This window comes from Pseudomonas monachiensis (assembly GCF_047345015.1).
In the GTDB taxonomy this organism is placed as follows: Bacteria; Pseudomonadota; Gammaproteobacteria; order Pseudomonadales; family Pseudomonadaceae; genus Aquipseudomonas; species Aquipseudomonas monachiensis.
Genome location: NZ_CP178857.1, coordinates 4,698,012 through 4,722,898, shown reverse-complemented (window position 1 = coordinate 4,722,898; position 24,887 = coordinate 4,698,012). Strand labels below are relative to the sequence as shown.

Sequence of the window (24,887 nt, the reverse complement as noted above, 5' to 3'; positions counted from 1 at the left end):
CCCATGATCGCTACGCTGTGAACTGGCGAGCAGCACAAGGCTTGAAAAGCGCGGCGGGTAGGTACGGGTGGACGTGGCAGATTTTACGAAAACGACATCAGTATTGCGGGGCACTCTGTCCCGGGATACCGACAAGGACGGCAAAACGGTGACGGTCTACTCCCTGAAAGTGGGGGGCAGACCGTTTTGTATCGACTTGAAACTCATTCCAGTTCCACCCAGGCGGACTCGGTCGGTGCTTCGTTGGTGAGCCCGTGTTTCAGCGCATACATCAGCAAGTCGATGCGGTTGATGAGATTAAGCTTTTGATAGATGTTGCTGAGGTGGTTGTGCACGGTGTGCTCGCTGATCCCCAGGCGCCCGGCGATGCTCACATATTTGGCGGACGGTTCGCCCACGATGGCGCGAATCAGTTCTCTCTCGCGCAGCGTCAACCGCGCCTGTTTTGCCCGCTCCAGATTGCATTTTATGGGTGTTTGCCCGGTCGCGGCATAACCGGAAAGGCCGCCAGCCCAAGCTCTATCCATTGCGAAGTCGCTATGGTGGACCTTGAGGATGGCCTGGATAATTGATTCCGTCGGGTCTTCCGCCAGCACGATGCCGCGAGCGCCAGCCTCTATCGCCTGGGCAGCGGGGACAACTTCATACAGGCCCTTGAGCAGCAGCACTTTCATTTCGGCGCTACGGGTGAGTCCCGCGACGACATCCAGAGGATTCAGCGCATCCGGAAAGAAACTGAAAAAAATCACATCGGGCCGCAGCTGATCGGCAAGATCCAGCGCCTGGGTATAAGTGGTGGCTTGCGCTGTCACTTCCATCCGGGGTTTTCTGGCATTGATCAAATCGTGAAGGCCCATGAGTACGAGGGGACGACAATCGATCAACATCACGCCAATTGACTCTCTTTGGTCAGTCATGATCTTCCTGACCCTCTTGAAAAACCAGTGAAGGCCTCCCCCCGCAGGACTTTGCGAGGCAGAAACTTGCCCACTTGGGCGGTGCGATTGAAGGACGGAATTGAACGCAGGGAGGCCGTAATGAAGCCCTCCCAGGCATTGGCAACCATCGACCCCGGGACCATTTCCATCAACAGCACTGGCACGTGGGGCGAACGTTTCCAGAAGGCAGTCAAAGCCCGGGAGAGAAGATCAATACGAATAATTATCAGTGGTTTACACATGATGATGTGCTCCCTCCCGCCTCTCAACTGATTCTAGGTCAGCTCGGAGCGCTTCCAACCTACCCATCCGTCAGTGCTCGATCCAGTCCCGGTGCGGACAGGCCTGACCGATGTTCTCGAGACGGGGAGTAACCCTCGAAAATCAAGGTATTAGGCCTGCCATAGATGGCCAGTGGCCAAGGTCGGATCCACATCATGATCGTCAATTAATCGACGAGTGGCGTTAACTTGGGAGCGCTAATATCGACTTAGTCAATTTGTCGGCGATATCTGGCTGGTTAGCCACCTTTTTTTGTGCACGAGGTCTCGTTTTCAGTAACGCCTTCGCATATTCAGATTGAGCGTTGGGGAAGGCTCTCAAGGGAATGCCATGGCTGGCCGATAACATGGGCAGTCAAGAGCCTCTTCGTCTCTTTCGGTCGATGCATATGCTGATTGGCGATGAGAAAGTGTGTTGATGGCTAAGGGCTACCAGCTATCATCTGCGCGCCAAAACAGGGGCTGCGAAGCTGAGTCCGTCCGTGTATTTGCCTTTGGGTTCTTCTTCTTAAATTGCCTGGAAATCTTCGATGCTGTCGTATCACCAAAAGCGTTTTCTGATCGTCGATGATTTCTCGGACTTCCGCAGTTCGGTCAGGTCGATGCTGCGTGAACTGGGCGTCAAGGAAGTGGACACTGCCGATACCGGCGAGCAGGCGCTGAAAATGTGCTCGCAGAAAGCCTACGATTTCATCTTGCAGGACTTTCACCTGGGTGACGGCAAGAAGAACGGCCAGCAGGTGCTCGAAGACCTGATGGAAGAAAAGCTGATCAGCCATGAATCGGTGTTCGTCATGGTCACCGCCGAAACCAGCCAGGCCATGGTGCTCAGTGCGCTGGAGCATGAGCCCGATGCCTACCTGACCAAGCCGTTCAACCGTTCCAGCCTGGCCCAGCGCCTGGAGCGCCTGGAGCAACGCAAGACCCTGCTCAAGCCGATCCTTCAGGCCCTCGACCGCGGTAAGCCGATGGAGGTGCTCAACGCCTGTATCGCCCTGTGCAAACAAGACATCCGCTATTCGCCACTGTGCCTGCGCTTTCGCGCCGATGCCCTGCGCGACCTGAATCAGAACGAAGCGCTGGAGCGTCTCTACGACAGCATCATCGCCGACCGCCCGTTGCCATGGGCGTTTGCCGGGTTGGGCAAGTTGTTGTTCAAGCGTGGCCAGGTCGGGCAGGCCAAGGGCATTTATGAAAAAGCCCTGAAAGTCTTCCCGATGATGCCGTCGCTGTATGACGGCATGGCGGATGTACTGGTCGCCGAAGGGGATACCAAGGGTGCGCAGCGCGTCCTGGAAGAGGCGATTCGCCTGTCGCCGCTGGCGGTGCGTCGCCAGGCATTGCTCGGCAAGCTGGCGATGACCAACGAGGACTTCGACACGGCGGCCAAGGCCTATCGCCAGGCAGTGAGCCAGGGCGCGCAGTCACGGTTCAAGGATGCTGAAAGCAACCTCGGCCTGGCCCATGCGTTGATCAGCAAGGGCAGCGAACGGGGCCTGGACACGCGGACCCGCCTGGAAATCAACACCACATTGAGTGCCGTGGCCAAGGAGAACCCCTCCGATCCGGGCCTGCAAATCCGGGCGCGCCTGATGAAGGCCACTAGCCTGTTGCTCAACGATGCAGAGACGGCCGACAAGCTCACCGAACAAGCCTTGTTGCGTCTGGACGGCATGGAGCAATTCATGAGCGCCGAAGCGGCCTTGCTGGTGGCCAAGCAGCTGAAACTGCTCGGGCAGACCGAAGCCGGCACCGCGATGCTGAAAAACTGCGTGGAAATCTACGGCGACGATCCGGTGGTCATGAAGGACATCGCCAAGCAGACCGACGACCCGAGCATCCTCAATTCCGGCAACGCCGCCGCGGAACTCAACCGTCAGGGCGTGCGCGTGTACAAGACCGGCAATCTGGTGGAGGCCCGGCAGGTATTCCGCAAGGCCCTGGCGATGCAACCGAAGAACATCAGTATCGCCCTGAACATGGCGCAGTCATTGCTGCATGGCACCGATACCAGCGTTCCTTCGGCGGAGCTGGAGGAGTGTCGGACCTGTCTGAAAATGGTCGGCCTGATGCCCGACACCGACGCGCGTTATCCGCGTTACCAGAAGCTGAAAAGCAAGGCGCTTGGCCAATGAATGACAACGAGCAGGCACTGGATTTCTCCACGGTGATCGCCTCTACCGTGCACGACATGAAGAACTCGCTGGCCATGCTGATGCAGGCTCACAGCCAGTGGCTGGGGCAATTGCCGGAGTCGGCGCGGCAAGCGCCGGAGCAGGGCGTGATGGACTTCGAATTCGCCCACCTCAACGGCATGCTGGTGCAGTTGTTGGGGCTGTACAAGCTCGGCGTCAACCAGATGCCATTGCAACCGGCCTACCATGAACTGGACGACTTCATCGAAGCTCAACTGGCCTGTCATCAGGAGGTGTTCGCCAGCCGCGGCATCATGGCCACCTATGAAGTGGACCCGCTGAGCCCTCTGGGTTTCTTCGATCGTGAGTTGATCGCGTCGGTATTGGCCAACTGCATCAACAACGCCATTCGCTTTGCACGGCATGCCGTTCTGATCAGCGTCAGCGACGATGCCGGGCAACTGGTGTTGACCATCAATGACGATGGCGAGGGGTATCCGGCGCAGATGATCGAGCGTCAGGCCGATTACGTGCAGGGGATCAATCAAAGCACCGGCAGCACCGGGCTGGGCCTGTACTTTGCCGGGCGAATTGCCGCGCTGCATCAACGCAACGGCGTGGGTGGGCGTACAGAAATCAGCAATGGCGGGCCGTTGGGCGGTGGAGTGTTTCGCCTTTACCTGCCCTGACCGGCAGCATATTTTTCGACGCTGCTTGAAATTCCGAACACGTGGAGCCTATTTTGTACGGTCGCCGTTCGCGGCCCGCACAATAACAAGGATAGCGTCATGACGACCGTTGGCCTGAGTTCACTCGCGCAGCGATTGACGGGCATTGATCAAGTTGAATGTGTCACGCCGGATTTGAATGGCGTTCCACGGGGCAAGGTGATGACCGCCGAGGGTTTTCTCGACGGTCGACGTTTGCAGATGGCGCGGGGCGTGCTGCTGCAATGCATCATGGGCGGATATCCGCCGGCGCGGTTTTACGGCAGCGACGATGGCGACCTCGCGTTGATCCCGGACCCTGCACAAATCCACCGCTTGCCCTGGAGCCATCCACCGCGGGCCTTGGCCATTTGCGATGCGGATGAACTGGGCACCACCACCAGCTCCAATCTGTCGACCCGTGGCCAGCTCAAGGCGGTGATTGCCCGTTACGCGGTTCGCGGCCTGGCGCCTGTGGTGGCGACCGAGCTCGAATTTTTTGTCTTCGCCCCCAACACCGATCCGACCCTGGCTTTTCAACCGCCACTGGGGCTGGACGGTCGCCGCGAAGACGGTCAGTCGGCGTTCAGCGTCAGTTCCAACAACGGCTTGCGGCCGTTCTTCAATGAAGTCTACGAGTGCATGGCGGCCCTGGGGTTGCCCCGCGATACCTTCATGCACGAAATGGGCGTCAGCCAGTTCGAGATCAATCTGCTGCACGGTGATCCGCTGTTGCTGGCCGACCAGACATTCCTGTTCAAGCACTTGCTCAAGGAAGTGGCACTCAAGCACGGCCTGAGCGTGGTGTGCATGGCCAAGCCGTTGGCGCATACGCCGGGCAGTTCGATGCATATCCACCAGAGCGTGGTCGAGATCGATTCGGGACGTAATGTGTTCAGCGACGAGGCGGGCCAGGAGACGGCCACTTTCCGCCACTTCATTGCCGGTCAGCAAACGTGCATGGCCGATTTCACCGCGTTGTTTGCGCCGAACGTGAACTCCTATCAGCGCTTGTGCCATCCTTACGCCTCACCGAATAATGCCTGCTGGTCCCACGACAACCGGGCGGCGGGCTTGCGCATTCCGGCCAGTTTGCCGGTGGCCCGTCGGGTCGAGAACCGCTTGCCGGGGGCCGATGCCAACCCGTACCTGGCGATTGCCGCAAGCCTGGCGGCGGGGTTGCATGGCATCCAGAAGGCATTGGAGCCGAGCGCGCCGATCCAGGGTGAGTTCGACGTGCCGGATAATCTTTCGTTGCCGTGTACCTTGCATGCGGCGCTTGAGCGTCTGAAACGTAGCCAGTTGGCCAAGGAACTGTTCGGCACGGAATTCATCGAAGGCTACATCGCTTCGAAGACCCTGGAACTGACCAGTTTCCATGATGAAATTACTCCCTGGGAAAGGCGTGTTTTAGCAACCCAGGCCTGACGTCCCGTCGACATCCGGCTATCGTTTAGCGATAGCCGATTCTCACTGCAAGGAGCCGCTCGGAACGCCGATGCGCCAAATCTGGAAATCCTTTCGAGCGCTGTATTTCGCCTCGCTGATGATGTTGATCGGCTCGGGCCTGTTGAGTACTTACCTGGCGTTGCGCCTGGCTGCCGACCATGTCGACAGTCTGTGGGTCGGTGCGCTGATGGCTGCCAACTATTTCGGCCTGGTGCTGGGAGGCAAGATCGGTCACCGGTTGATTGCCCGGGTCGGGCATATCCGGGCCTATTCGGCGTGTGCCGGGATCGTTGGCGCGGCGGTGCTCGGCCATGGCCTGGTGGACTGGTTGCCGGCCTGGCTGTTTTTGCGGGTGATCGTCGGCCTCGGCATGATGTGCCAGTACATGGTGATCGAGAGCTGGCTCAATGAACAGGCCGATGCCAATCAGCGCGGCATGGTCTTCAGCGGATACATGATCGCTTCGTACCTGGGGTTGGTGCTGGGGCAGTTGATTCTGGTCATGCACCCAGGGCTGGGGCTTGAATTGCTGATGTTGGTCGCCCTGTGCTTCGCGCTGTGCCTGGTACCCGTGGCCCTGACCCGGCGCATTCACCCGGCACCTTTGCACCCGGCACCGATGGAGCCGCGCTTCTTTATCAAGCGTGTGCCACAGTCCTTGAGTACGGTATTGGGCGCAGGGCTGATCATCGGTTCGTTCTATGGTCTTGCGCCGTTGTATGCCTCTCAACAGGGGCTGACCACCGAGCAGGTCGGTCTGTTCATGGGTAGCTGCATTTTTGCCGGGCTGTTGGTGCAGTGGCCGCTGGGCTGGTTATCCGACCGTTATGACCGGGCCTTGCTGATCCGCTGTTTTGCCATGTTCCTGGCGGTCGCGGCGTTACCGCTGGCGATCTTGCCCAAGGTGCCGCTGGAGGTGTTGTTCGCCGTCGGCTTCCTGTGCTCGCTGGTGCAGTTCTGCCTGTACCCGCTGGCGGTGGCGTTCTCCAATGACCATGTCGAGGGGGATCGCCGGGTGTCGCTGACGGCGATGCTGCTGGTGACCTACGGTGTCGGTGCCAGTATCGGGCCGCTGGCGGCCGGGGTGCTGATGAAGCTGTTCGGCAGCCAGAGCCTGTATGCATTCTTCACGTTCTTTGCGTTGGTGCTGGTCTGGCGGATCCGGCCGAAAGCCGTGACCAACCTGCATCAGGTGGACGATGCACCGTTGCACCACGTGGCAATGCCGGACAGTATGTCCAGTTCGCCGCTGGTGGCTGCGCTGGATCCGCGGGTCGATGAACAGGTGGTGCAGGACCAGATGTGCAATCCGGTGAATCCGGAACCGCCAGCCGAATCAGGACCTGAATCCGATCAGCCGCCAGAAGACCCTGACTCCGGCCGCGAGCAAAGCTTTACCGAAGCCAGGCCTTAATACCGGGGCACAAAAAAAACGGGCAGTCACCGCAAGGGACTGCCCGTTTTCTTGTTGGCGCTCTATCACATGTCGTCTTTGTCGAAGCGGCGTGCTTCGCGTTGCAACTGGTAGACAAAGCGTTCGACCTGACGCTGCACCAGCCCGCTCATGTTGTGAAAGCGAACGCCGGCGAAGGTGGTGGAAATCCTTTCTTCGAAGTGCAGATAACGCAACTCGACCGGTGCGGTCATCTTGCCGAAGGGCAGGTCGGCGTTGAAACGGTCGTAGACCTGACCCAGTTGCAGGCTGCCGGTGATGTCGCCGTCGAAGCGCAGTTTGCAGCCGGTAGCGGAAATATCCAGCAGCTTGCCGCTGATCGGCGCCTTGAGCTTTTCGCCGTCCAGGTTGACGTTGACCAGCTGTGCCAGCTTCAGCGCGGCGCGGAACGCATTGCGGCGCTGGTGGTACACCACTTCATGGGGCAGGGGGCCGCGGTAGCAGCGGCTGCCACCGGATTCGTCGATTTTCAACTGGCCGTTGCTTTCCCAGGCAATGCGTACGCCTTCGTGGAAGCCTTCGACCCTGAACGGCTCGCCCGCCAGCAGGTAACGCTCGCCATCACGGGGAATCATTTCGTCCAGGGCAATCATGTTGCTGTCACGGTCCAGGTCCACCAGGTAGCTCTGGAAGCGCTGGCTGCGCTCATGGAACGTGATGATCAGCGGGTCATGGCTTTCGAGCAGCTGGCGCAGGTTGCTGGAGATTTCCAAGGGCGTGGAGAGCACCTTGGGTGGCTGCGGAGCATCATCCACGGATAAGGCATTGGACACGGTTAATCAATCTCCAGACAAAATTTGACTACGGCAGACTAGCAGTTTGCCAGTATGTTGCGCGTCTTGATAGAGCGAGGGCGTTGACCGCTTCATGCCTGACTGAGCGGGCGTGGCTTGGCAAGCTTGGAGAATGTTCCGCTGGCATCGTAAAGCGCCGGGGTTTCACCGCCGGTGAGGATTTTCAGCTGGGTGGCTGTAGCGGCCTGCTGAGTGAGGATCGACTGGCCGTTGTTGGCGTTGATGGCCTGGCACTGGGCCAGGAGATCGGTCAGCACGTCACTTTGCGCCAGCAACTGCTCGCCAATGCTCGACTGGCCGGCCAATTGCTCAAGGCCGCTGCGGTTGGTCGGCAGGTTGAGGCTGGCGAGGATTTCACTGCGCTTGCGGCCATGCTGTTCGAGCAAAACGATCAACGCCTGTTTCTGCGCCAGGATGTTCTCGAGCAATGGCATGTCGCGGCCATGCAATGCGAGGGATTCGGTCTGCAGTAACTCCAGCAGGTGTTGCGCTGGGGCAAAGTCGTCGGTGATCAGTTGCAGTAGATGAGTGTCGTGCATGGCTGGCCTTGGGTTTTAAGCGTCCAAAAGCCTGGCGCCGGCGGTGGCCTAGCGCTGGGCTTCGAAGTTGAGCAGTTTGCTGGCTACACGGTTGCTGTCGACTTTATAGCTGCCATCGGCAATCGCTGCTTTCAACTCGGCCACGCGGGCGTTGTCGACGGCAGGCTGATCGCGCAGCTTGTCAGTGACCTTCTGCAACTGTTGAGCCTCATTGCTGAGATGTACCGATTCCCCGCTTTTGACGGTGCCGGCCTGTTCGGCCGCGGACTCCAGCGGCGCGGATTTGCCGGCTTCGGCGCTTTCCTTGCTGGCGCTGGTACGTGTACTGCCCGTCAGGGACGAGGAGCTGTTCAAACGGCTGAAATCGATGACCATGATAAAAAACCTCTGGGAATTTGGACGCTTGCCATGGTTTCGGCCATTCCCTGGAAAACTTTAGGCTCATTTATCAATGAACCTTGCGCGCGTCAGCGCTTGCCCTGCATGGAGCACAGTCTAGGGAACAGCCGCGGCAAGCGCCACATTCAGATGAACAGAGCGCCTTACATGGACACTTCCACCTGCCCCGGTGCCATGACCTGCGCCTTGATGACTCGTTGGGAGTTGAGGTTTTTCACCCGGATTTGCTCGCTCAGGCTGCCGTTTGACAGCGCTTCGCCCGGCATGCGCACGCTGAGGGTGCCGCTGCGGGCGGTTATCACCACTTGATCGCCCTTGCGAATGACTTCGGCCTGCTCGATGTTCACCAGGGTAATTACCTGGTCGGCGACCATTGGTCGGGTCAGTCGCTGGCCGATCGCCTGATCGAGGGAGGTCAGGTAGCCCTGGCTGATGAGGCTGATATCGCGCTCGCGCAGGATCACGTCTCCAGGTTCGACAATGGCGGCGCGGCGCAGTGGCCGGGCGCTGGTCACGACCTCGCGAAACAGGCGGACTTGAGCGGGTACGAACACTGTCCAGGGGGAAGTACCCTCGCAGCGAACCTTGACCGTGACCCGTCCCAGCGGCTTGGGACTCTCGAGCGTTGCTGTCAATTCCTTGTCGCACATGGGCATGTGCATGCGCGGATCGAGCGGGTTGACCTGGATCTCGTAGCGACCTTCCGTTTGACTGGTAGCCAGATAGTCTTCTACGGTGAATTCAAGAAAGCCCTGAGTGACGCCGATAAGCATGTCAGGCAAGGTAACCGCGTCAGCAAGGGCAGGGCTGCCAGCGTTGAACAGGCAAACAGCCGCCAGCACGCCGGGCAATTTGCGGTAGGGTGTGGTCAGGCGTCGAAAAAATGTCGGTTCTGTGTTCATAACGATTAAAAAAGCAAGCGCCGTGCCGTTTAGTGATGAAGGCGCGTCGCAACAACACTTGGCGTTGGTGTAGGAGTCTGGGCATGGCTGGTGTAATGGATTCGGTAAACCAGCGCACGCAACTGGTGGGGCAGAATCGCCTTGAGCTGTTGTTGTTCCGTCTCGACGGCCAGCAACTGTACGGGATCAACGTGTTCAAGGTTAGGGAGGTGCTGCAATGCCCCAAACTGACGCTGATGCCCAAATCCAGTCCTGTCGTGTGCGGCGTGGCGAACATCCGGGGGGCGACCATTCCGATCCTTGATCTGGCGATGGCGACCGGCTCCGGCGCGTTGAAGGACAAGAACAACCCCTTCGTGATCATCACGGAGTACAACACCAAGACCCAGGGGTTCCTGGTCCGTTCGGTGGAGCGCATCGTCAACATGAACTGGGAGGAGATCCATCCGCCGCCCAAGGGCACCGGGCGCGATCACTACCTGACGGCGGTGACGCGGGTCGACAATCAGTTGGTCGAAATCATCGACGTCGAAAAGGTGCTGGCGGAAGTGGCTCCGACGCCGGAAGCGATTTCCGTTGGTGTGGTGGATGTCGAAACCCAGCACAAGGCGCTTTCGTTGCGCGTGCTGACGGTCGACGACTCGTCGGTGGCGCGCAAGCAGGTCACGCGTTGCCTGCAAACGGTCGGCGTCGAAGTGGTGGCGTTGAACGACGGTCGGCAAGCGCTGGACTACCTGCGCAAACTGGTCGACGAGGGCAAGAAGCCGGAAGAAGAGTTCCTGATGATGATCTCCGACATCGAGATGCCGGAGATGGACGGGTACACGCTGACGGCGGAAATCCGCAACGACCCGCGCATGCAAAAGCTTCATATCATCCTGCATACTTCGTTGTCGGGGGTATTCAATCAGGCGATGGTCAAGAAGGTCGGTGCCGATGACTTCCTGGCCAAATTCCGTCCTGATGACCTGGCATCCCGGGTAGTCGACCGGATCAAGGCAGCAGATATCAGCTAGGGGCCCGTGCCCCTGGCAGTCAACACGATTTAAGAGGCGGCATCATTGTCTACGGGTAATTTGGATTTCGAACAGTTCCGGGTATTCCTGGAAAAAGCCTGTGGCATTTTGCTCGGTGAAAACAAGCAGTACCTGGTCTCCAGCCGTCTCAACAAACTGATGGAACAGCAAGGCATCAAGTCTTTGGGCGAACTGGTTCAGCGCATGCAGACCCAGCCGCGCAGCGGTTTGCGCGAGCAGGTGGTGGACGCCATGACCACCAACGAAACCCTGTGGTTTCGTGACACCTACCCGTTTGAAGTCTTGAAGAACAAGGTACTGCCCGAAGCGATCAAGGCCAGTCCCGGCCAGCGCCTGCGCATCTGGTCGGCGGCGTGCTCGTCGGGCCAGGAGCCGTATTCGCTGTCGATGTCCATCGACGAATTCGAGCGGGTCAACATGGGCCAGTTGCGGATGGGCGTGCAGATTGTTGCCACCGACCTGTCCGGTACCATGCTGAACAACTGCAAGACCGGCGAGTACGACAGCCTGGCCATCGGCCGCGGTCTTTCGCCCGAGCGCCTGCAGCGTTATTTTGACCCGAAAGGGCCGGGGCGCTGGGCGATCAAGGCGCCTATCAAAAGCCGTGTGGAGTTCCGTTCATTCAACCTGCTGGACAGCTACGCGAGCCTCGGCAAGTTCGACATCGTGTTCTGCCGCAACGTACTGATCTACTTTTCCGCCGAGGTGAAGAAGGACATCCTGTTGCGCATCCACAGCACGTTGAAGCCGGGCGGTTACCTGTTCCTCGGTGCTTCCGAAGCGCTGAACGGTTTGCCGGATCATTACCAGATGGTCCAGTGCAGCCCGGGGATCATTTACCAGGCGAAGTGATGCAAAAGCGCCGCGCATAAAAATGGGAGTCCTCCGGGACTCCTTTTTTATGCGCGGCGCTTTTGCATCACGTAGGAGCTGTCGCAGGCTGCGATCTTTTGATCTTGATCTTGAAAAGCAAAATCAAAAGATCGCAGCCTTCGGCAGCTCCTACAGGGGGGAGTGTGCGTAGGACAAGCGGCAGAAAAGCGGCATCCGGCGGAAAACCGTTGCCGCTTTTCTGGCATTGCCGCGTTGCCATGGCCGGCAAAGCCCCGGTTTCCGGGTTTTTTTGAATTGGCATGGGGCTTGCTAAGTTGATCCTACGAAAAATCAGGTCACCCGAAGGTTTCCCGACATGAGCATCAGCTTCGATAAAGCGCTCGGTATCCACGAACAAGCCCTGGGCTTCCGCGCCCAGCGTGCCGAAGTCCTGGCCAACAACATCACCAACGCCGATACCCCGAACTACAAGGCTCGGGATCTGGACTTCTCGAAAGTGCTCGCCGAGCAGAACGAGAAAACCAAAGGCGGCACCTTCGCCTTGAACATGACCAACAACCGTCATATCGAAGCTGAGGGCCTGGGCAATGGCGACGAGTCGTTGCTGTATCGCACGCCGATGCAACCGTCGATCGACCAGAACACCGTGGACGCCCAGCTTGAACAATCAGCGTACGCGGAAAACGCGATCGGTTTCCAGGCCAGCTTCACCCTGCTCAACAGCAAATTCAAAGGGCTGGTGTCAGCCCTGCGCGGAGAGTAAGCCATGTCTCTATCCAGTGTTTTCAACATTGCCGGTAGCGGCATGAGTGCGCAGACCACGCGTTTGAACACCGTCGCTTCGAACATTGCCAACGCCGAGACCGTCTCGTCGAGCATCGACCAGACCTACCGTGCGCGTCACCCGGTATTCGCCACCATGTTCCAGGGCGGGCAGAGCGGCGGCAGCGATTCGTTGTTCCAGAGCCAGGACGCCGCCGGTCAGGGTGTTCAGGTGCTGGGTGTAGTTGAAGACCAGAGCAACCTCGAGGCGCGCTACGAGCCGAATCATCCGGCGGCCGATGCCAAGGGTTACGTCTACTACCCGAACGTCAACGTGGTGGAGGAAATGGCCGACATGATTTCCGCGAGCCGTTCGTTCCAGACCAACGCCGAAATGATGAACACCGCCAAAACCATGATGCAGAAGGTCCTGACCCTCGGTCAGTGATAAGGGGCGACTCAGATGAGTGTTACCGATTCCACCAGTGGTTTGAGCCTCAACGACATCCTGGCCAACTCTTCGATCAAGACCACCACCACGACTGACGGCCTCGCGTCGGCCACCGGCAGCGCCACGGGCAGCAAGGCCCTGGGCAAGGATGCGTTCCTGCAGTTGCTGGTTACGCAGTTGAAAAACCAGAACCCGCTGGAACCCCAGGACAACGGCGAGTTTGTCGCTCAGTTGGCGCAATTCAGCAGCCTGGAAGGCATCACCACGCTCAACGATACGGTGACCGGCCTGGCCAGCAACTACAACTCGTCCCAGGCCCTGCAGGCGTCGTCGCTGGTGGGCCGTTCGGTCATCGCTCCGGGCGACAAGGCCGTAGTCGATACCACCAAGAGCCTCAGCGGCACGGTAGTCGTGCCGTCTTCAGTGGCGTCCGCCACCCTGAAGATCACCGACTCGGCCGGCAAGACCGTGCGCACCATCGACCTCGGTTCGCAGAAAGCCGGCAACGCCAGCTTCATCTGGGATGGCAAGAACGATGCGGGTGAGACGGTAGCCGCTGGCACCTACACCTTCGGTGCCACGACCACCATCGATGGCAAGTCCGTCGCGTTGATCACTAATCTGCCGGCGACCGTCAACAGTGTGACCATCAGCCAGACCGGTGGTGAGTTGATGCTCAATCTGGCCGGGCTGGGCAGCATTGCCCTGTCCAAAGTACAAACCATTGGTATGTAGAGCCGACTAACACGGCATAAAGGAGTGGATGATGTCTTTTAATATCGGCCTTAGCGGTCTCTATGCAGCCAACAAACAACTGGACGTGACCGGCAACAACATCGCCAACGTCGCGACCACCGGTTTCAAATCGTCCCGTGCAGAATTCGAAGACGTGTACTCGGCGACCCGCCTGGGCACCGGCAGCAAGACAGTCGGCAACGGCGTGCGCCTGGCTAACGTTTCCCAGCAGTTCGGCCAGGGTGACGTGAGCAACACCGGCAACGTGCTCGACATGGGTATCCAGGGCAACGGTTTCTTCGTACTGAGCAACAACGGTTCGTTGACCTACAGCCGTGCCGGTACGTTCAAGACCGATAAGGAAGGCTACGTCACCAACAGCGACGGCACTGCCCGTCTGCAAGGTTACGGCGTGGACTCCAACGGCAAGATCGTCAATGGCGTGCTGACCGACCTGCGGATCGACACCTCCAACCTGGCGCCGAAGTCCACCAGCACCGTGTCGTCGACGATCAACCTGAACTCCACCTCGGCGGTGATCGACCAGACGGTTGCGGCGAACAAGTTCGACCCGTCCAAGACCGAGACCTTTACCAAGTCGTTCAGTACTCCGATCTACGATACGCAGGGTAACCAGCACACCATGGATCAATACATGGTCAAGACTGGCGCGAACACCTGGGACACCTACACCCTGATCGATGGCCGCAATCCCGATGGCAGTGATCCAACCGTCACTGATCCGATCGCTTCGACCATGTCGTTCGACTCCACCGGTAAACTGACCTCGGTGAGCACGCCAGTGACGCCGCCAACCACGCCACCGACTTCGGTGATCAGCAGTGACCTGAAAATCACCAACTGGACCCCGGGCAGTGTCACCAATGGCGTCTGGACAGCCAACGGTGCCGCAGCCGATCCTGCAGGTCTGACTATCGCCATGGCCAACACCACCCAGTTCAACGCCGACACCGCGCGTTCGATTCCGGCGCAGAACGGTTACGCCACGGGCCAGATCACCAACTTGACCATTGATGGCAGTGGTGTGCTGCTGGCCAACTTCAGCAACAACCAGACCAAGCCGATCGGCCAGATTTCCCTGGCCAGCTTCACCAACGAGCAAGGCCTGCAGCCGGTAGGCGGCACCAGCTGGAAAGAAACCTACGCGTCGGGCATTCCGGGCTACGATGCGCCGGAGACCGGTACCCTGGGTTCGATCGTTTCCAACTCCCTGGAAGAGTCCAACGTCAACCTGACCAACGAACTGGTCGACCTGATCAAGGCACAGAGCAACTACCAGGCGAACGCCAAGACCATCTCCACCCAGAGCACCATCATGCAGACCATCATTCAGATGACTTGATGCTGGATTGAGCTGTGCAAGGAGCCCCTCGAAAGAGGGGCTTTTTTGTGGCCTGAGGTTTTATGCTGGATGTGATGGCCTCTTCGCGGGCAAGCCCGCTCCCACAGTTGATCGTGTTTATCTGGAAAGACTCGGTCCCCTGTGGGAGCGGGCTTGCTCCGGGCGGCGTTCCGACGAAAGCGTCAGATCAGTCACCCATTTCCTCGAGGCAAAAGAAAACCCCCGACCCGCCAGAGGCTGATCGGGGGTTTCGAGTAAGCGCCTTGCGGCGCTCACGGGCTCAGCTTATTGGCAAGCTTCGCAATCCGGCTCGTCGATGGCGCAAGCCTTTGGCACTGGAGCGGGACCTGCAGGAGCCGCCAGAACCGAGTCGTCACCGTGGTTGCCGCCGCTGGAAACAGCGTTCAGCTTGCCGGTGTTGATGGTCGACTTCTCGGTGCTGGTCGCGGCCAGGGCACGGAGGTAGTAAGTGGTTTTCAGACCACGGTACCAAGCCATGCGGTAGGTCACGTCCAGCTTCTTGCCCGATGCGCCGGCGATGTACAGGTTCAGCGACTGAGCCTGGTCGATCCACTTCTGACGACGGCTGGCGGCGTCGACGATCCACTTGGTGTCCACTTCGAAGGCGGTCGCGTAGAGCTCTTTGAGTTCTTGCGGGATGCGCTCGATCTGCTGCACCGAACCGTCGTAGTACTTCAGGTCGTTGATCATGACCGAGTCCCACAGGCCGCGAGCTTTCAGGTCGCGAACCAGGTACGGGTTGATCACGGTGAATTCGCCCGACAGGTTCGATTTCACATACAGGTTCTGGTAGGTCGGTTCGATCGACTGCGAGACGCCGGTGATGTTGGCGATGGTCGCGGTCGGTGCGATGGCCATGATGTTGGAGTTACGAATGCCTTTCTGTACACGGGCGCGAACCGGTGCCCAGTCCAGGGATTCGTTCAGGTCGACATCGATGTACTTCTGGCCACGGGCCTCGATCAGGATCTGTTGCGAATCCAGCGGCAGGATGCCTTTGGACCACAGCGAACCCTGGAACGTCTCGTAGGCGCCGCGCTCGTCAGCCAGGTCGCAGGAAGCCTGGATCGCGTAGTAGCTGACCGCTTCCATCGACTTGTCGGCGAACTCGACGGCAGCGTCGGAACCGTAAGGGATGTGCTGCAGGTACAAAGCGTCCTGGAAGCCCATGATGCCCAGTCCGACCGGACGGTGCTTGAAGTTGGAGTTCTTCGCTTGCGGCACCGAGTAGTAGTTGATGTCGATCACGTTATCGAGCATGCGCACGGCGGTGTTCACGGTGCGTTGCAGCTTGGCGGTGTCCAGCTTGCCGTCGACGATGTGGTTTGGCAGGTTGATCGAGCCCAGGTTGCAAACGGCGATCTCGTCCTTGTTGGTGTTCAAGGTGATCTCGGTGCACAGGTTCGAGCTGTGGACCACGCCCACGTGCTGCTGCGGGCTGCGCAGGTTGCACGGGTCCTTGAAGGTCAGCCATGGGTGGCCGGTTTCGAACAGCATGGACAGCATCTTGCGCCACAGGTCTTTGGCCTGGATGGTCTTGAACAGCTTGACCTTGCCTGGGTACTCGGTGAGGGCTTCGTAGTACTCGTAGCGCTCTTCGAAGGCTTTACCGGTCAGGTCGTGCAGGTCCGGTACTTCGGATGGCGAGAACAGGGTCCACTTGCCGTCGTCGAAGACACGCTTCATGAACAGGTCAGGGATCCAGTTGGCGGTGTTCATGTCGTGGGTACGACGACGGTCATCACCGGTGTTCTTGCGCAGTTCGATGAACTCTTCGATGTCCATGTGCCAGGTTTCCAGGTAGGCACACACAGCGCCTTTGCGCTTGCCACCCTGGTTAACGGCAACGGCGGTGTCGTTGACGACTTTCAGGAACGGCACGACGCCCTGGGACTTGCCGTTGGTGCCCTTGATGTACGAACCCAGCGCACGAACCGGTGTCCAGTCGTTGCCCAGGCCGCCAGCGAATTTCGACAGCATGGCGTTGTCGTGGATCGCATGGTAGATGCCCGACAGGTCATCCGGCACGGTGGTCAGGTAGCAGCTCGACAGCTGTGGACGCAGGGTACCGGCGTTGAACAGGGTCGGGGTCGAAGCCATGTAGTCGAAGGACGACAGCAGGTTGTAGAACTCGATCGCGCGGTCTTCTTTTTGCTTCTCTTCGATCGCCAGGCCCATGGCCACGCGCATGAAGAAGATCTGCGGCAGTTCGAAACGCACGCCATCCTTGTGGATGAAGTAACGGTCGTACAGGGTTTGCAGGCCCAGGTAGGTGAATTGCTGGTCGCGCTCGTGGTTGATCGCCTTGCCCAGTTTTTCCAGGTCGAAGGAGGCCAGCACAGGGTTCAGCAGTTCGAACTCGATACCTTTGGAGATGTAGGCCGGCAGCGCTTTGGCGTACAGGTCGGCCATCTCGTGGTGAGTGGCGCTCTCGGCCACACCGAGGAAGCCCAGGCCTTCGCCGCGCAAGGTGTCCATCAGCAGGCGCGCGGTCACGAACGAGTAGTTCGGCTCGCGTTCAACCAGGGTACGGGCAGTCATTACCAGGGCGGTGTTGACGTCGTTCAGGGCCACGCCGTCGTACAGGTTCTTCAGGGTTTCGCGCTGGATCAGGTCGCCGTCGACTTCTTCCAGGCCTTCGCACGCTTCGGTGACGATGGTGTTCAGGCGACCCATGTCCAGCGGCGCCAGGCTGCCGTCGGCACGGGTGATGCGGATCGACGGGTGAGCGTTGACCGCTTCTTCGGCCGGTGCGTGGGCAGCGCGTTCTTTCGAACGACCGTCACGGTAGATCACGTAGTCGCGAGCCACTTTCTGTTCGCCGGCACGCATCAGGGCCAGTTCGACCTGGTCCTGGATTTCTTCGATGTGGATGGTGCCGCCCGATGGCATGCGACGCTTGAAGGTCGCGGTGACCTGTTCGGTCAGGCGGGCAACGGTGTCGTGGATTCGCGACGAGGCAGCAGCGGTGCCGCCTTCAACTGCGAGGAACGCTTTGGTGATGGCGACGGTGATCTTGTCATCGGTGTAGGGAACGACAGTGCCGTTACGCTTGATCACACGCAGCTGACCTGGCGCGGTGGCGGACAGATCCGAATTCGAATCGGCGGCCTGCGGCAAGGTGCCCTGCGGGTTCTCGCGAGTTGTGTCGGTTTGCATGGGGGGGTGTCTCCACATTCTCTATGTTTGTTTGGGCACCATCACGGTGCCCACCGTTCCGTCCTGAAGCACTACAACCGGCGAGAGCCGGGCATAACAACTTCGGGACAGTAGGAAAAAGGCTAATGAGGCCGTCCTTGCCGAAGTCTTTGGCTACGAGCCTGGGCTCGAAACCGGATTCCTTTCGGGGGTGTCAGTCATGACTGCAACACCCGTACCGTTTTGGCCGCTCTGGCCTGAAAAAACGGTGCCATCCGCCAGCGCGGTTTGGGCTTGTAAGTTCACGCTTGGTTCAACCATAAACAGGCAATAAAGCGCTTGAGTTTCTGGTCTGAAATGTGGTTGGGCTTTTTAGTCAAAACCCTACATGTAGGGTTTTTTTTGCGCCGGGGTACAAGATAATGCGTTTTATGGGGGGGTGCAACATACTGCTTGTGGATAAACCTGTGCGTAAATTGTGTGTGAAAGAGGGAATCGGCGTGTAGGCCGCGACCTTGCTGGATCGAAGCTTTTTTCAGCGAATTTCAACGGGTGAAAACGCCAGGTCAGATTTTTAAGGGCGCGAACCCTACCACAAAAAACCCTGTTGTCCGAACGCATTTACCCGCTTGTGTTCTCGACGGGTGGCGTTTATACAATCGGCCCAGCGTGTATACATATTTATCCCCCCGAATCATTACAAAAAGACGGGCGGATCCTTCCTTATTAGTGTTTTTGGCAAGCAGAGGTCACCCGTGGAGCAAGAAGCCTGGCAGGTATTGATTGTGGAGGACGACCAGCGACTGGCCGAACTGACCCGCGATTACCTGGAAGCCAATGGCCTGCGTGTATTGATCGAAGGCAATGGTGCGCTCGCGGCGAATCGCATCATCAAGGAACAACCGGACCTGGTGATCCTCGACCTGATGCTCCCCGGTGAAGATGGTCTGAGCATTTGCCGCAAGGTCCGCGCCCGCTATGACGGCCCGATCCTGATGCTCACCGCCCGCACTGATGATACCGACCAGATTCTCGGCCTGGACCTGGGGGCTGACGACTACGTCTGCAAACCGGTACGCCCGCGCCTGTTGCTGGCGCGCATCCAGGCGCTGCTGCGCCGTAGTGAAACGCCCGAGGTCGCCCCGGAAAAACAGCGGCGTCTACAGTTCGGTCCGCTGATCGTCGACAACGCCTTGCGCGAAGCCTGGTTGCAGGGCAACGGCATCGAGTTGACCAGCGCCGAATTCGACCTGCTCTGGCTATTGGTGGCCAATGCCGGGCGCATTCTCTCAAGGGAAGAGATCTTCACCGCGCTGCGGGGCATCGGCTATGACGGTCAGGACCGCTCCATTGATGTGCGCATCTCGCGCATCCGCCCGAAGATCGGCGATGACCCGGAGCATCCACGGCTGATAAAGACCGTGCGCAGCAAGGGCTATCTGTTCGTTCCCGAGGCTTGCGTAGATCCGTCCCTGTGAACTCGATCTTCCTGCGTATCTATGGCGGCATGTGCGCCGCGCTGATTCTGGTGGCGGTGCTCGGTGTGCTGGCGTTGCACCTGCTCAATGAGGTGCGCAGCGAGCAATACCGCGAGCGCCTGGCCCACGGCACGTTCTCGCTGATGGCCGACAACCTGCAACCGATGAACCAGACTGAGCGCCACCGGGCCTTGCTGGTGTGGGAGCGGCTGCTGGGGATTCCGCTGGCGCTGAAAACCTTTGCCGAGACCGACCTCGACCTGACCCAGCGCACCCGTGTGTTGCGCGGCCAGGCATTGGTGGAGCAGACCGGGCCGCACGCTGCGAAGGTCTACAAGCTGGTCAGCGACAAGGAACAGTTGATGCTCACCGGGGAGGTGCAGCAGATCAGCGAGCAACTGGCCCGGGCGACCATCTACCTGTTGACCGATGAGCTGGTGCGCACCCCGGTCGCCGACCAGCCCTTGCGCCTGGCGCAATTGAAGGAAAGCAAGGGCTTCGGCTTCGACTTGCGCCTGGTCACGGTTGACCAGGCGGACATGGACGAAGACCAGAGCCGCCGGGTATCCGAGGGTGACACGGTGATGGCGCTGGGCAAGGGGGGCGATTCGATCCGGGTGTTTGCCGGCATGGTCGGCACGCCGTGGGTCCTGGAAATCGGCCCGCTGTATCAGATGAATCCTTATCCGCCGGAGTGGCTGGTGCTGATCGCTGCGCTGGGCCTGACGTTGATCGGTTTGATCGTCTATCTGCTTGTGCGCCAGCTCGAGCGACGCTTGCGTGGCCTGGAGGCCGCCGCCACGCGCATTGCCAAGGGCAGCCTGGAAACCCGCGTACCTGCTCGCGGTGCGGATTCGGTGGGGCGGCTGGCCTCGGCGTTTAACGGCATGGCCGAACACCTGCAGCAGTTGCTGGCGATCCAGCGTGAACTGGTGCGCGCGGTGTCCCACGAATTGCGTACGCCGGTGGCACGCCTGCGCTTTGGCCTGGAAATGATCGGCTCGGCCAGCACGCCGCAAGCCCTGGAAAAATACTGCCAGGGCATGGACCACGACATCGAGGACCTCGACCGGCTGGTGGACGAGATGCTGACCTACGCGCGGTTGGAACAGGGCTCGCCGGCGCTGAACTTTCAGCGGATCGATCTGGATGCCTTGGTCGACCAGGTGATCGAAGAACTGGCGCCGTTGCGCGCGGACGTCACGGTGCAACGCGGGTTATGCCTGTCGGCCGCCGACAACGACGACGCCTGGGTCGAGGCTGAGCCGCGCTACTTGCATCGGGCGATCCAGAACCTGGTGACTAATGCCATGCGCCACGCGCAATCACGGGTGACCATCAGCTATCAGGTGGGGCAGCAGCGATGCCGGGTAGATATCGAGGATGACGGGCCGGGCGTGCCGGAGTCGGCGTGGGAGAAGATCTTTACGCCGTTCCTGCGTCTCGACGACAGCCGCACCCGCGCGTCTGGAGGCCATGGGTTAGGCCTGTCCATTGTGCGACGGATCATCCATTGGCATGACGGTCGCGCGTTGATCGGCAAGAGCAAGAGCCTGGGCGGGGCGTGCTTCAGCCTGAGCTGGCCGCGCAATCAGGAGAAGCGTTGAGCCTTGTGTTGTCTGTTGCGGCCCCATCGCGAGCAAGCTCGCTCCCACAAGGATTTGTGGCGTGACATAGATCCAGTGTGGGAGCGAGCTTGCTCGCGATGGGGCCCGAACAGGCGCCAATAAACCTCAGGCCCTGATGCTGACCAGACTCAGCAACTGCCCGTCCCTGACCCCGAACTGCGCATCCAGTTCGGTGCCATTGCGCCATTCGCTGGACAAGTCCGTGAGCAATCGCAACCGCACCTCGCCCGATTCACGCCACTCCAGCACTTCGGCGTGTTCGAAATAAAAGCGTTGTTGAACGATCGGATACAACGCCTTGAACAGGCTTTCCTTGACCGAGAACGTCAGGGTGACCAGCAACGCCCGTTGATCGTGATCGCCCGCCGCCATGCGCTGTAGCTCCGGCGGATTGAGGATTTCCCCGGCCAGGCGTTCGGCCCGTTCGGCATTGAGCAGGTTTTCCAGGTCCATGCCCAGGCCGCGCCAATGGCTTTTGTTCGCCACGATCGCCGCGGCCCGGCCAGTGCTGTGGGTGATCGAGCCCGTGATATGACCAGGCCAGACCGGTGCCCGGTCTTCACCGATGGCCGGAATGAAACTCAAGCCTTCCAGTCGCTGTAGCGCGGCCCGGGCGCACACTCGCCCGGCGAGAAACTCCGCCTGCCGTTTGGCCACCGAGCGCTGGATGCTCGCCGGCACTTCTACAGCGCTGCGCTGAAAGTCATCGCTGGCCAGTCGGGCGCTATCGAAGTGAGTACTCAGCAGGACCGTATCGGGCAGCACAAACGGCAGCGGCCAATGGTCATCGAGGGGTGTGCAGCAGGTGGGCAGGGCGGGGGTTGGATTCATATCAGGCATTTTGCCGGGTTGGCTTGAGGCTGGGTAGTGCAAAGCTTCTGACGAATTGGTAGTCGGCGCCGGACTTGTCCTTTGCAGGGTCGGATCTCCTGTTGAAACGTGTCGAAACATTCGGATGAGGGCGGTTCAGCCCAGGTTCAGAGTGCGTTCAGGGGGAGTTCAGGGCGCGGTGCGTAACCTTGCCCCGTACCCAAAAAACAAACGGCACATGAGGAAACTCCCCAATGACTGGATTCAAAAAACTGCTTCTGGCATTCACGGTTCTGGGCGCAAGCACCGCAGCTTTCGCATCCGACGACAACTTCGCCAGCCTTACTCTTGGACAGACCAGCGACAAGGTCAAAAAATCCCACGCCCTGAACGACAACCTCAATCACCCGAACGCCGATGGCGTAATCGGCAAGGACACCACCTGGGGTGTTCGTCTGGGCCAGCAAAATACCAAGGGCCGCTACTACGCCACTTACGACAATGTGTCGGGCACCCACAACGGCATTAAGCTGCGTCAGGAAAACCTTCTGGGCAGCTACGATCTGTTCTACCCGGTAAGCGGCACCACCAGGCTGTTCGGTGGCGCCACGGCCGGCCTGACAAAAATGACTCAGGAGTCGCCAGGCTTCAGCCGCGACAGCGATATCGTCTACGCAATCGGTGGCCAGGTGGGTGTGCTGCAACAGGTTTCGCAGAACACCTCGGTTGAACTGGGTTACCGTTACCTGCGCAGCAACGCCAGCACCGAGATGAGTGAGCGCGGCGGCAGCAAACAGGGTTCGCTGGACCTGACCAGCAGCGCCCAGACTTACCTGTCCGCCAACTACGCTTTCTGACAAGCGTTCCATGAACGGCCTGCGCCGGATCAGTCCGAATGACTGATCCGGCGTTGCCATGTTAGTTATTGAGGTGCGACGTTGCGCCTCTGGAGATGTTGATTTGCCCGGGAGAGCAATATGAAATTGCTGGTCGTCGAAGATGAAGCGCTGCTGCGTCATCACCTGCAAACCCGCCTGACGGAGAGCGGCCATGTGGTCGAGTCCGTGGCCAACGCCGAGGAGGCGCTGTACCAGACCGCGCAGTTCAACTTTGACCTGGCGGTGATCGACCTCGGTCTGCCGGGCATGAGCGGGCTCGACCTGATCCGCCAGTTGCGCTCAAGTGGCAAGAGCTTCCCGATCCTGATCCTCACCGCGCGCGGCAACTGGCAGGACAAGGTCGAAGGCCTGGCCGCCGGCGCCGATGATTACCTGGTCAAGCCGTTTCAGTTCGAAGAACTGGAGGCCCGCCTGAATGCCTTGCTGCGACGCTCCAGCGGTTTCACCCAGTCGACCATCGTCGCTGGCCCCTTACTGCTGGACCTGAACCGCAAGCAAGCTTCCCTCGACGATCAGCCATTGGCATTGACCGCGTATGAGTACCGCATTCTCGAATACCTGATGCGCCATCATCAGCAAGTGGTGCCCAAGGATCGCTTGATGGAGCAACTCTATCCGGATGACGACGAGCGTGATCCGAATGTGATCGAGGTGCTGGTCGGCCGTCTGCGCCGCAAACTGGAGGGGCCGGGCGGGTTCAAGCCGATCGACACCGTGCGTGGCCTGGGTTATCTGTTCAACGAGCGTTGCACTTGATCCGTTCGCTGCGCATACGCTTGATGCTCGCCGCCACGCTGTTGGCGGTGTTGTTCATGCTGGCGTTGCTGCCGGCGATGCAAGGCGCCTTCAGCCTGGCGCTGCAGGACTCCATCGAGCAGCGCCTGGCATCCGACGTGACCACGCTGATCTCGGCCGCCCGGGTGGAGAACAACAGCCTGCAGATGCCGGCGCAACTGCCCGACGAGCGCTTCAACCTCACCGACAGTCGATTGCTCGGCTACATCTATGACCGTGAAGGGCATCTGGTCTGGCGTTCGAAGGCGACCCAGGAAGAACGCATCAACTACAAGCCACGCTACGACGGACGTGGCAGCGAGTTTGCGCGGATCCGCGAAGCCAATGGCCAGGAGTTCTTCGTCTACGACGTCGAGGTCAAGTTGCTCGGGGGCAAAAGTGCAGCCTTCAGCATCGTGGCGTTGCAGCCGGTTCGCGAGTACGAACTGACCCTCGAAGGCCTGCGGGAAAATCTCTATCTGGGGTTTGGCGCGGCACTGCTGGTGCTGCTGGCGTTGCTGTGGATTGGTCTGACCTGGGGCTTGCAGGCATTGCGGCGCTTGAGCCAGGAACTGGACCAGATCGAAGGTGGCACCCGCGAAAGCCTCAGTGAGGAACATCCCCGGGAATTGCTGCGCTTGACCGGTTCCCTCAACCGTTTGCTGCACAGCGAACGTGAGCAGCGCAGTCGCTACCGCGATTCCCTCGACGACCTGGCCCATAGCCTGAAAACGCCGCTGGCGGTGTTGCAAGGCGTCAGTGAAGACATGGCCCAGCGTCCCGAGGATCGCGATCAGGCCTGGGTGCTGCAAGCCCAGATCGAACGCATGAGCCAGCAGATCAGCTACCAGTTGCAGCGCGCCAGCCTGCGCAAAAGCGGCCTGGTACGCCATCAGGTGCACTTGCGACCGGTACTGAAAAGCCTGTGCGACACGCTGGACAAGGTCTATCGCGACAAGCGCGTGCATGTCGCGTTCGACTTGCCCGATCCGTGCTATGTGCCGATCGAGCAGGGCGCTCTGCTGGAGATGATGGGCAACCTGCTGGAAAACGCCTATCGCCTGTGCCTGTGCGAAATACGCATCAGCGTGCGTGAAACCCTCAGTGGTACCGAGTTGTGTGTCGAGGACGACGGCCCTGGCGTACCACAGGATCAGCGCGCACGGATTCTCGAGCGCGGAGAGCGCCTGGACCGCCAGCACCCGGGGCAGGGCATCGGCCTGGCGGTGGTCAAGGACATCATCGAGAGCTACAGCGCCAAGCTGACCCTGGGGGATTCACCGATGGGCGGGGCGGTGTTCAGGATTCACTTTCCGGCAGTTTGAACGGGTATTTGATAGCGGTCTTTTACGGCCGCTAA

At 59.7% G+C, this 24,887-nt stretch carries 22 protein-coding genes; 15 read left to right on the top strand and 7 right to left on the bottom strand.

What is annotated here, in order from left to right:
• Window positions 1-203: 203 nt before the first annotated feature.
• Window positions 204-917 carry a response regulator transcription factor gene (locus ACMDB8_RS21120; protein ID WP_223541038.1) on the bottom strand — a complete coding sequence of 238 codons (714 nt, stop codon included), beginning with the start codon at window positions 915-917 and terminating at the stop codon, window positions 204-206.
• Between the two features lie 832 nt (window positions 918-1,749).
• On the opposite strand from ACMDB8_RS21120, the gene ACMDB8_RS21115 reads away from it, so the two are divergent.
• From ACMDB8_RS21115 to ACMDB8_RS21100, 4 genes are all read left to right on the top strand, one after another.
• A complete protein-coding gene (locus ACMDB8_RS21115) occupies window positions 1,750-3,354 on the top strand; it encodes a tetratricopeptide repeat-containing response regulator (protein ID WP_056728077.1) in 1,605 nt (534 codons plus the stop codon).
• The gene (locus ACMDB8_RS21110) at window positions 3,351-4,043 is read left to right on the top strand and encodes a sensor histidine kinase (protein WP_056728076.1); all 693 of its coding nucleotides are present in this window, start codon (window positions 3,351-3,353) and stop codon (window positions 4,041-4,043) included. Before ACMDB8_RS21115 ends, ACMDB8_RS21110 begins: the two co-directional genes overlap by 4 nt.
• 201 nt (window positions 4,044-4,244) lie before the next feature.
• Window positions 4,245-5,489 (top strand): glutamine synthetase family protein, encoded by a 1,245-nt coding sequence (locus tag ACMDB8_RS21105; protein WP_409078950.1) that lies wholly within the window; start codon window positions 4,245-4,247, stop codon window positions 5,487-5,489.
• A gap of 70 nt (window positions 5,490-5,559) precedes the next feature.
• On the top strand, window positions 5,560-6,924 hold the full coding sequence (locus ACMDB8_RS21100; protein ID WP_056728072.1) for an MFS transporter: 1,365 nt from the start codon (window positions 5,560-5,562) through the stop codon (window positions 6,922-6,924).
• 65 nt (window positions 6,925-6,989) lie between these two features.
• Here the strand turns inward: ACMDB8_RS21100 and ACMDB8_RS21095 are convergent, their stop codons facing one another.
• The 4 genes from ACMDB8_RS21095 to flgA all read right to left on the bottom strand — a co-directional run bounded on the left by ACMDB8_RS21095 (window position 6,990) and on the right by flgA (window position 9,597).
• Entirely contained in the window at window positions 6,990-7,736 is a 747-nt protein-coding gene (locus ACMDB8_RS21095) for a flagellar brake protein (RefSeq protein ID WP_056728070.1), read from the bottom strand.
• Between the two features lie 92 nt (window positions 7,737-7,828).
• Window positions 7,829-8,296 (bottom strand): flagella synthesis protein FlgN, encoded by a 468-nt coding sequence (locus tag ACMDB8_RS21090; protein WP_056728067.1) that lies wholly within the window; start codon window positions 8,294-8,296, stop codon window positions 7,829-7,831.
• A 48-nt stretch (window positions 8,297-8,344) separates the two neighbouring features.
• Window positions 8,345-8,671 (bottom strand): flagellar biosynthesis anti-sigma factor FlgM, encoded by a 327-nt coding sequence (gene flgM, locus ACMDB8_RS21085; protein ID WP_056728065.1) that lies wholly within the window; start codon window positions 8,669-8,671, stop codon window positions 8,345-8,347.
• Window positions 8,672-8,838: 167 nt separating this feature from the next.
• Window positions 8,839-9,597: a flagellar basal body P-ring formation chaperone FlgA gene (gene flgA, locus ACMDB8_RS21080; RefSeq protein WP_056728063.1), complete on the bottom strand. Its 759-nt coding sequence runs from the start codon at window positions 9,595-9,597 to the stop codon at window positions 8,839-8,841.
• Between the two features lie 83 nt (window positions 9,598-9,680).
• Here flgA and ACMDB8_RS21075 point away from each other — a divergent pair, with 83 nt between their 5' ends.
• From ACMDB8_RS21075 to flgE, 6 genes are all read left to right on the top strand, one after another.
• Window positions 9,681-10,613, top strand: coding sequence for a chemotaxis protein CheV (locus ACMDB8_RS21075; protein ID WP_007980130.1), 933 nt, complete (start codon window positions 9,681-9,683; stop codon window positions 10,611-10,613).
• 45 nt (window positions 10,614-10,658) lie between these two features.
• Window positions 10,659-11,486 (top strand): protein-glutamate O-methyltransferase CheR, encoded by an 828-nt coding sequence (gene cheR / locus ACMDB8_RS21070; protein ID WP_007980127.1) that lies wholly within the window; start codon window positions 10,659-10,661, stop codon window positions 11,484-11,486.
• Between the two features lie 337 nt (window positions 11,487-11,823).
• Window positions 11,824-12,231, top strand: coding sequence for a flagellar basal body rod protein FlgB (flgB, locus tag ACMDB8_RS21065; protein WP_056728058.1), 408 nt, complete (start codon window positions 11,824-11,826; stop codon window positions 12,229-12,231).
• A gap of 3 nt (window positions 12,232-12,234) precedes the next feature.
• A complete protein-coding gene (gene flgC, locus ACMDB8_RS21060) occupies window positions 12,235-12,678 on the top strand; it encodes a flagellar basal body rod protein FlgC (RefSeq protein WP_007980123.1) in 444 nt (147 codons plus the stop codon).
• A gap of 15 nt (window positions 12,679-12,693) precedes the next feature.
• A complete protein-coding gene (gene flgD, locus ACMDB8_RS21055) occupies window positions 12,694-13,416 on the top strand; it encodes a flagellar hook assembly protein FlgD (protein ID WP_056728055.1) in 723 nt (240 codons plus the stop codon).
• Window positions 13,417-13,447: 31 nt separating this feature from the next.
• Window positions 13,448-14,779: a flagellar hook protein FlgE gene (flgE, locus tag ACMDB8_RS21050; RefSeq protein WP_317850363.1), complete on the top strand. Its 1,332-nt coding sequence runs from the start codon at window positions 13,448-13,450 to the stop codon at window positions 14,777-14,779.
• Window positions 14,780-15,064: 285 nt separating this feature from the next.
• Here flgE and ACMDB8_RS21045 read toward each other — a convergent pair whose 3' ends face one another.
• Window positions 15,065-17,959: a ribonucleoside-diphosphate reductase subunit alpha gene (locus ACMDB8_RS21045; RefSeq protein WP_056728050.1), complete on the bottom strand. Its 2,895-nt coding sequence runs from the start codon at window positions 17,957-17,959 to the stop codon at window positions 15,065-15,067.
• A gap of 734 nt (window positions 17,960-18,693) precedes the next feature.
• Between ACMDB8_RS21045 and ACMDB8_RS21040 the strand changes: the two genes are divergently transcribed.
• Both ACMDB8_RS21040 and ACMDB8_RS21035 read left to right on the top strand, forming a co-directional pair.
• On the top strand, window positions 18,694-19,416 hold the full coding sequence (locus ACMDB8_RS21040; protein WP_056728048.1) for a winged helix-turn-helix domain-containing protein: 723 nt from the start codon (window positions 18,694-18,696) through the stop codon (window positions 19,414-19,416).
• The gene (locus ACMDB8_RS21035) at window positions 19,413-21,023 is read left to right on the top strand and encodes an ATP-binding protein (protein ID WP_056728045.1); all 1,611 of its coding nucleotides are present in this window, start codon (window positions 19,413-19,415) and stop codon (window positions 21,021-21,023) included. The genes ACMDB8_RS21040 and ACMDB8_RS21035 overlap by 4 nt, the downstream gene beginning before the upstream one ends.
• Window positions 21,024-21,149: 126 nt before the next feature.
• Here ACMDB8_RS21035 and ACMDB8_RS21030 read toward each other — a convergent pair whose 3' ends face one another.
• Entirely contained in the window at window positions 21,150-21,875 is a 726-nt protein-coding gene (locus ACMDB8_RS21030; RefSeq protein WP_409078947.1) for a 4'-phosphopantetheinyl transferase family protein, read from the bottom strand.
• Between the two features lie 233 nt (window positions 21,876-22,108).
• On the opposite strand from ACMDB8_RS21030, the gene ACMDB8_RS21025 reads away from it, so the two are divergent.
• The 3 genes from ACMDB8_RS21025 to ACMDB8_RS21015 all read left to right on the top strand — a co-directional run bounded on the left by ACMDB8_RS21025 (window position 22,109) and on the right by ACMDB8_RS21015 (window position 24,852).
• Window positions 22,109-22,711, top strand: a complete 603-nt coding sequence (locus tag ACMDB8_RS21025; protein WP_409078946.1) for a hypothetical protein — start codon at window positions 22,109-22,111, stop codon at window positions 22,709-22,711.
• Between the two features lie 120 nt (window positions 22,712-22,831).
• The gene (locus tag ACMDB8_RS21020) at window positions 22,832-23,509 is read left to right on the top strand and encodes a response regulator transcription factor (RefSeq protein ID WP_056728039.1); all 678 of its coding nucleotides are present in this window, start codon (window positions 22,832-22,834) and stop codon (window positions 23,507-23,509) included.
• Window positions 23,506-24,852 carry an ATP-binding protein gene (locus ACMDB8_RS21015; RefSeq protein ID WP_056728037.1) on the top strand — a complete coding sequence of 449 codons (1,347 nt, stop codon included), beginning with the start codon at window positions 23,506-23,508 and terminating at the stop codon, window positions 24,850-24,852. Before ACMDB8_RS21020 ends, ACMDB8_RS21015 begins: the two co-directional genes overlap by 4 nt.
• The last annotated feature ends 35 nt before the right edge of the window (window positions 24,853-24,887 follow it).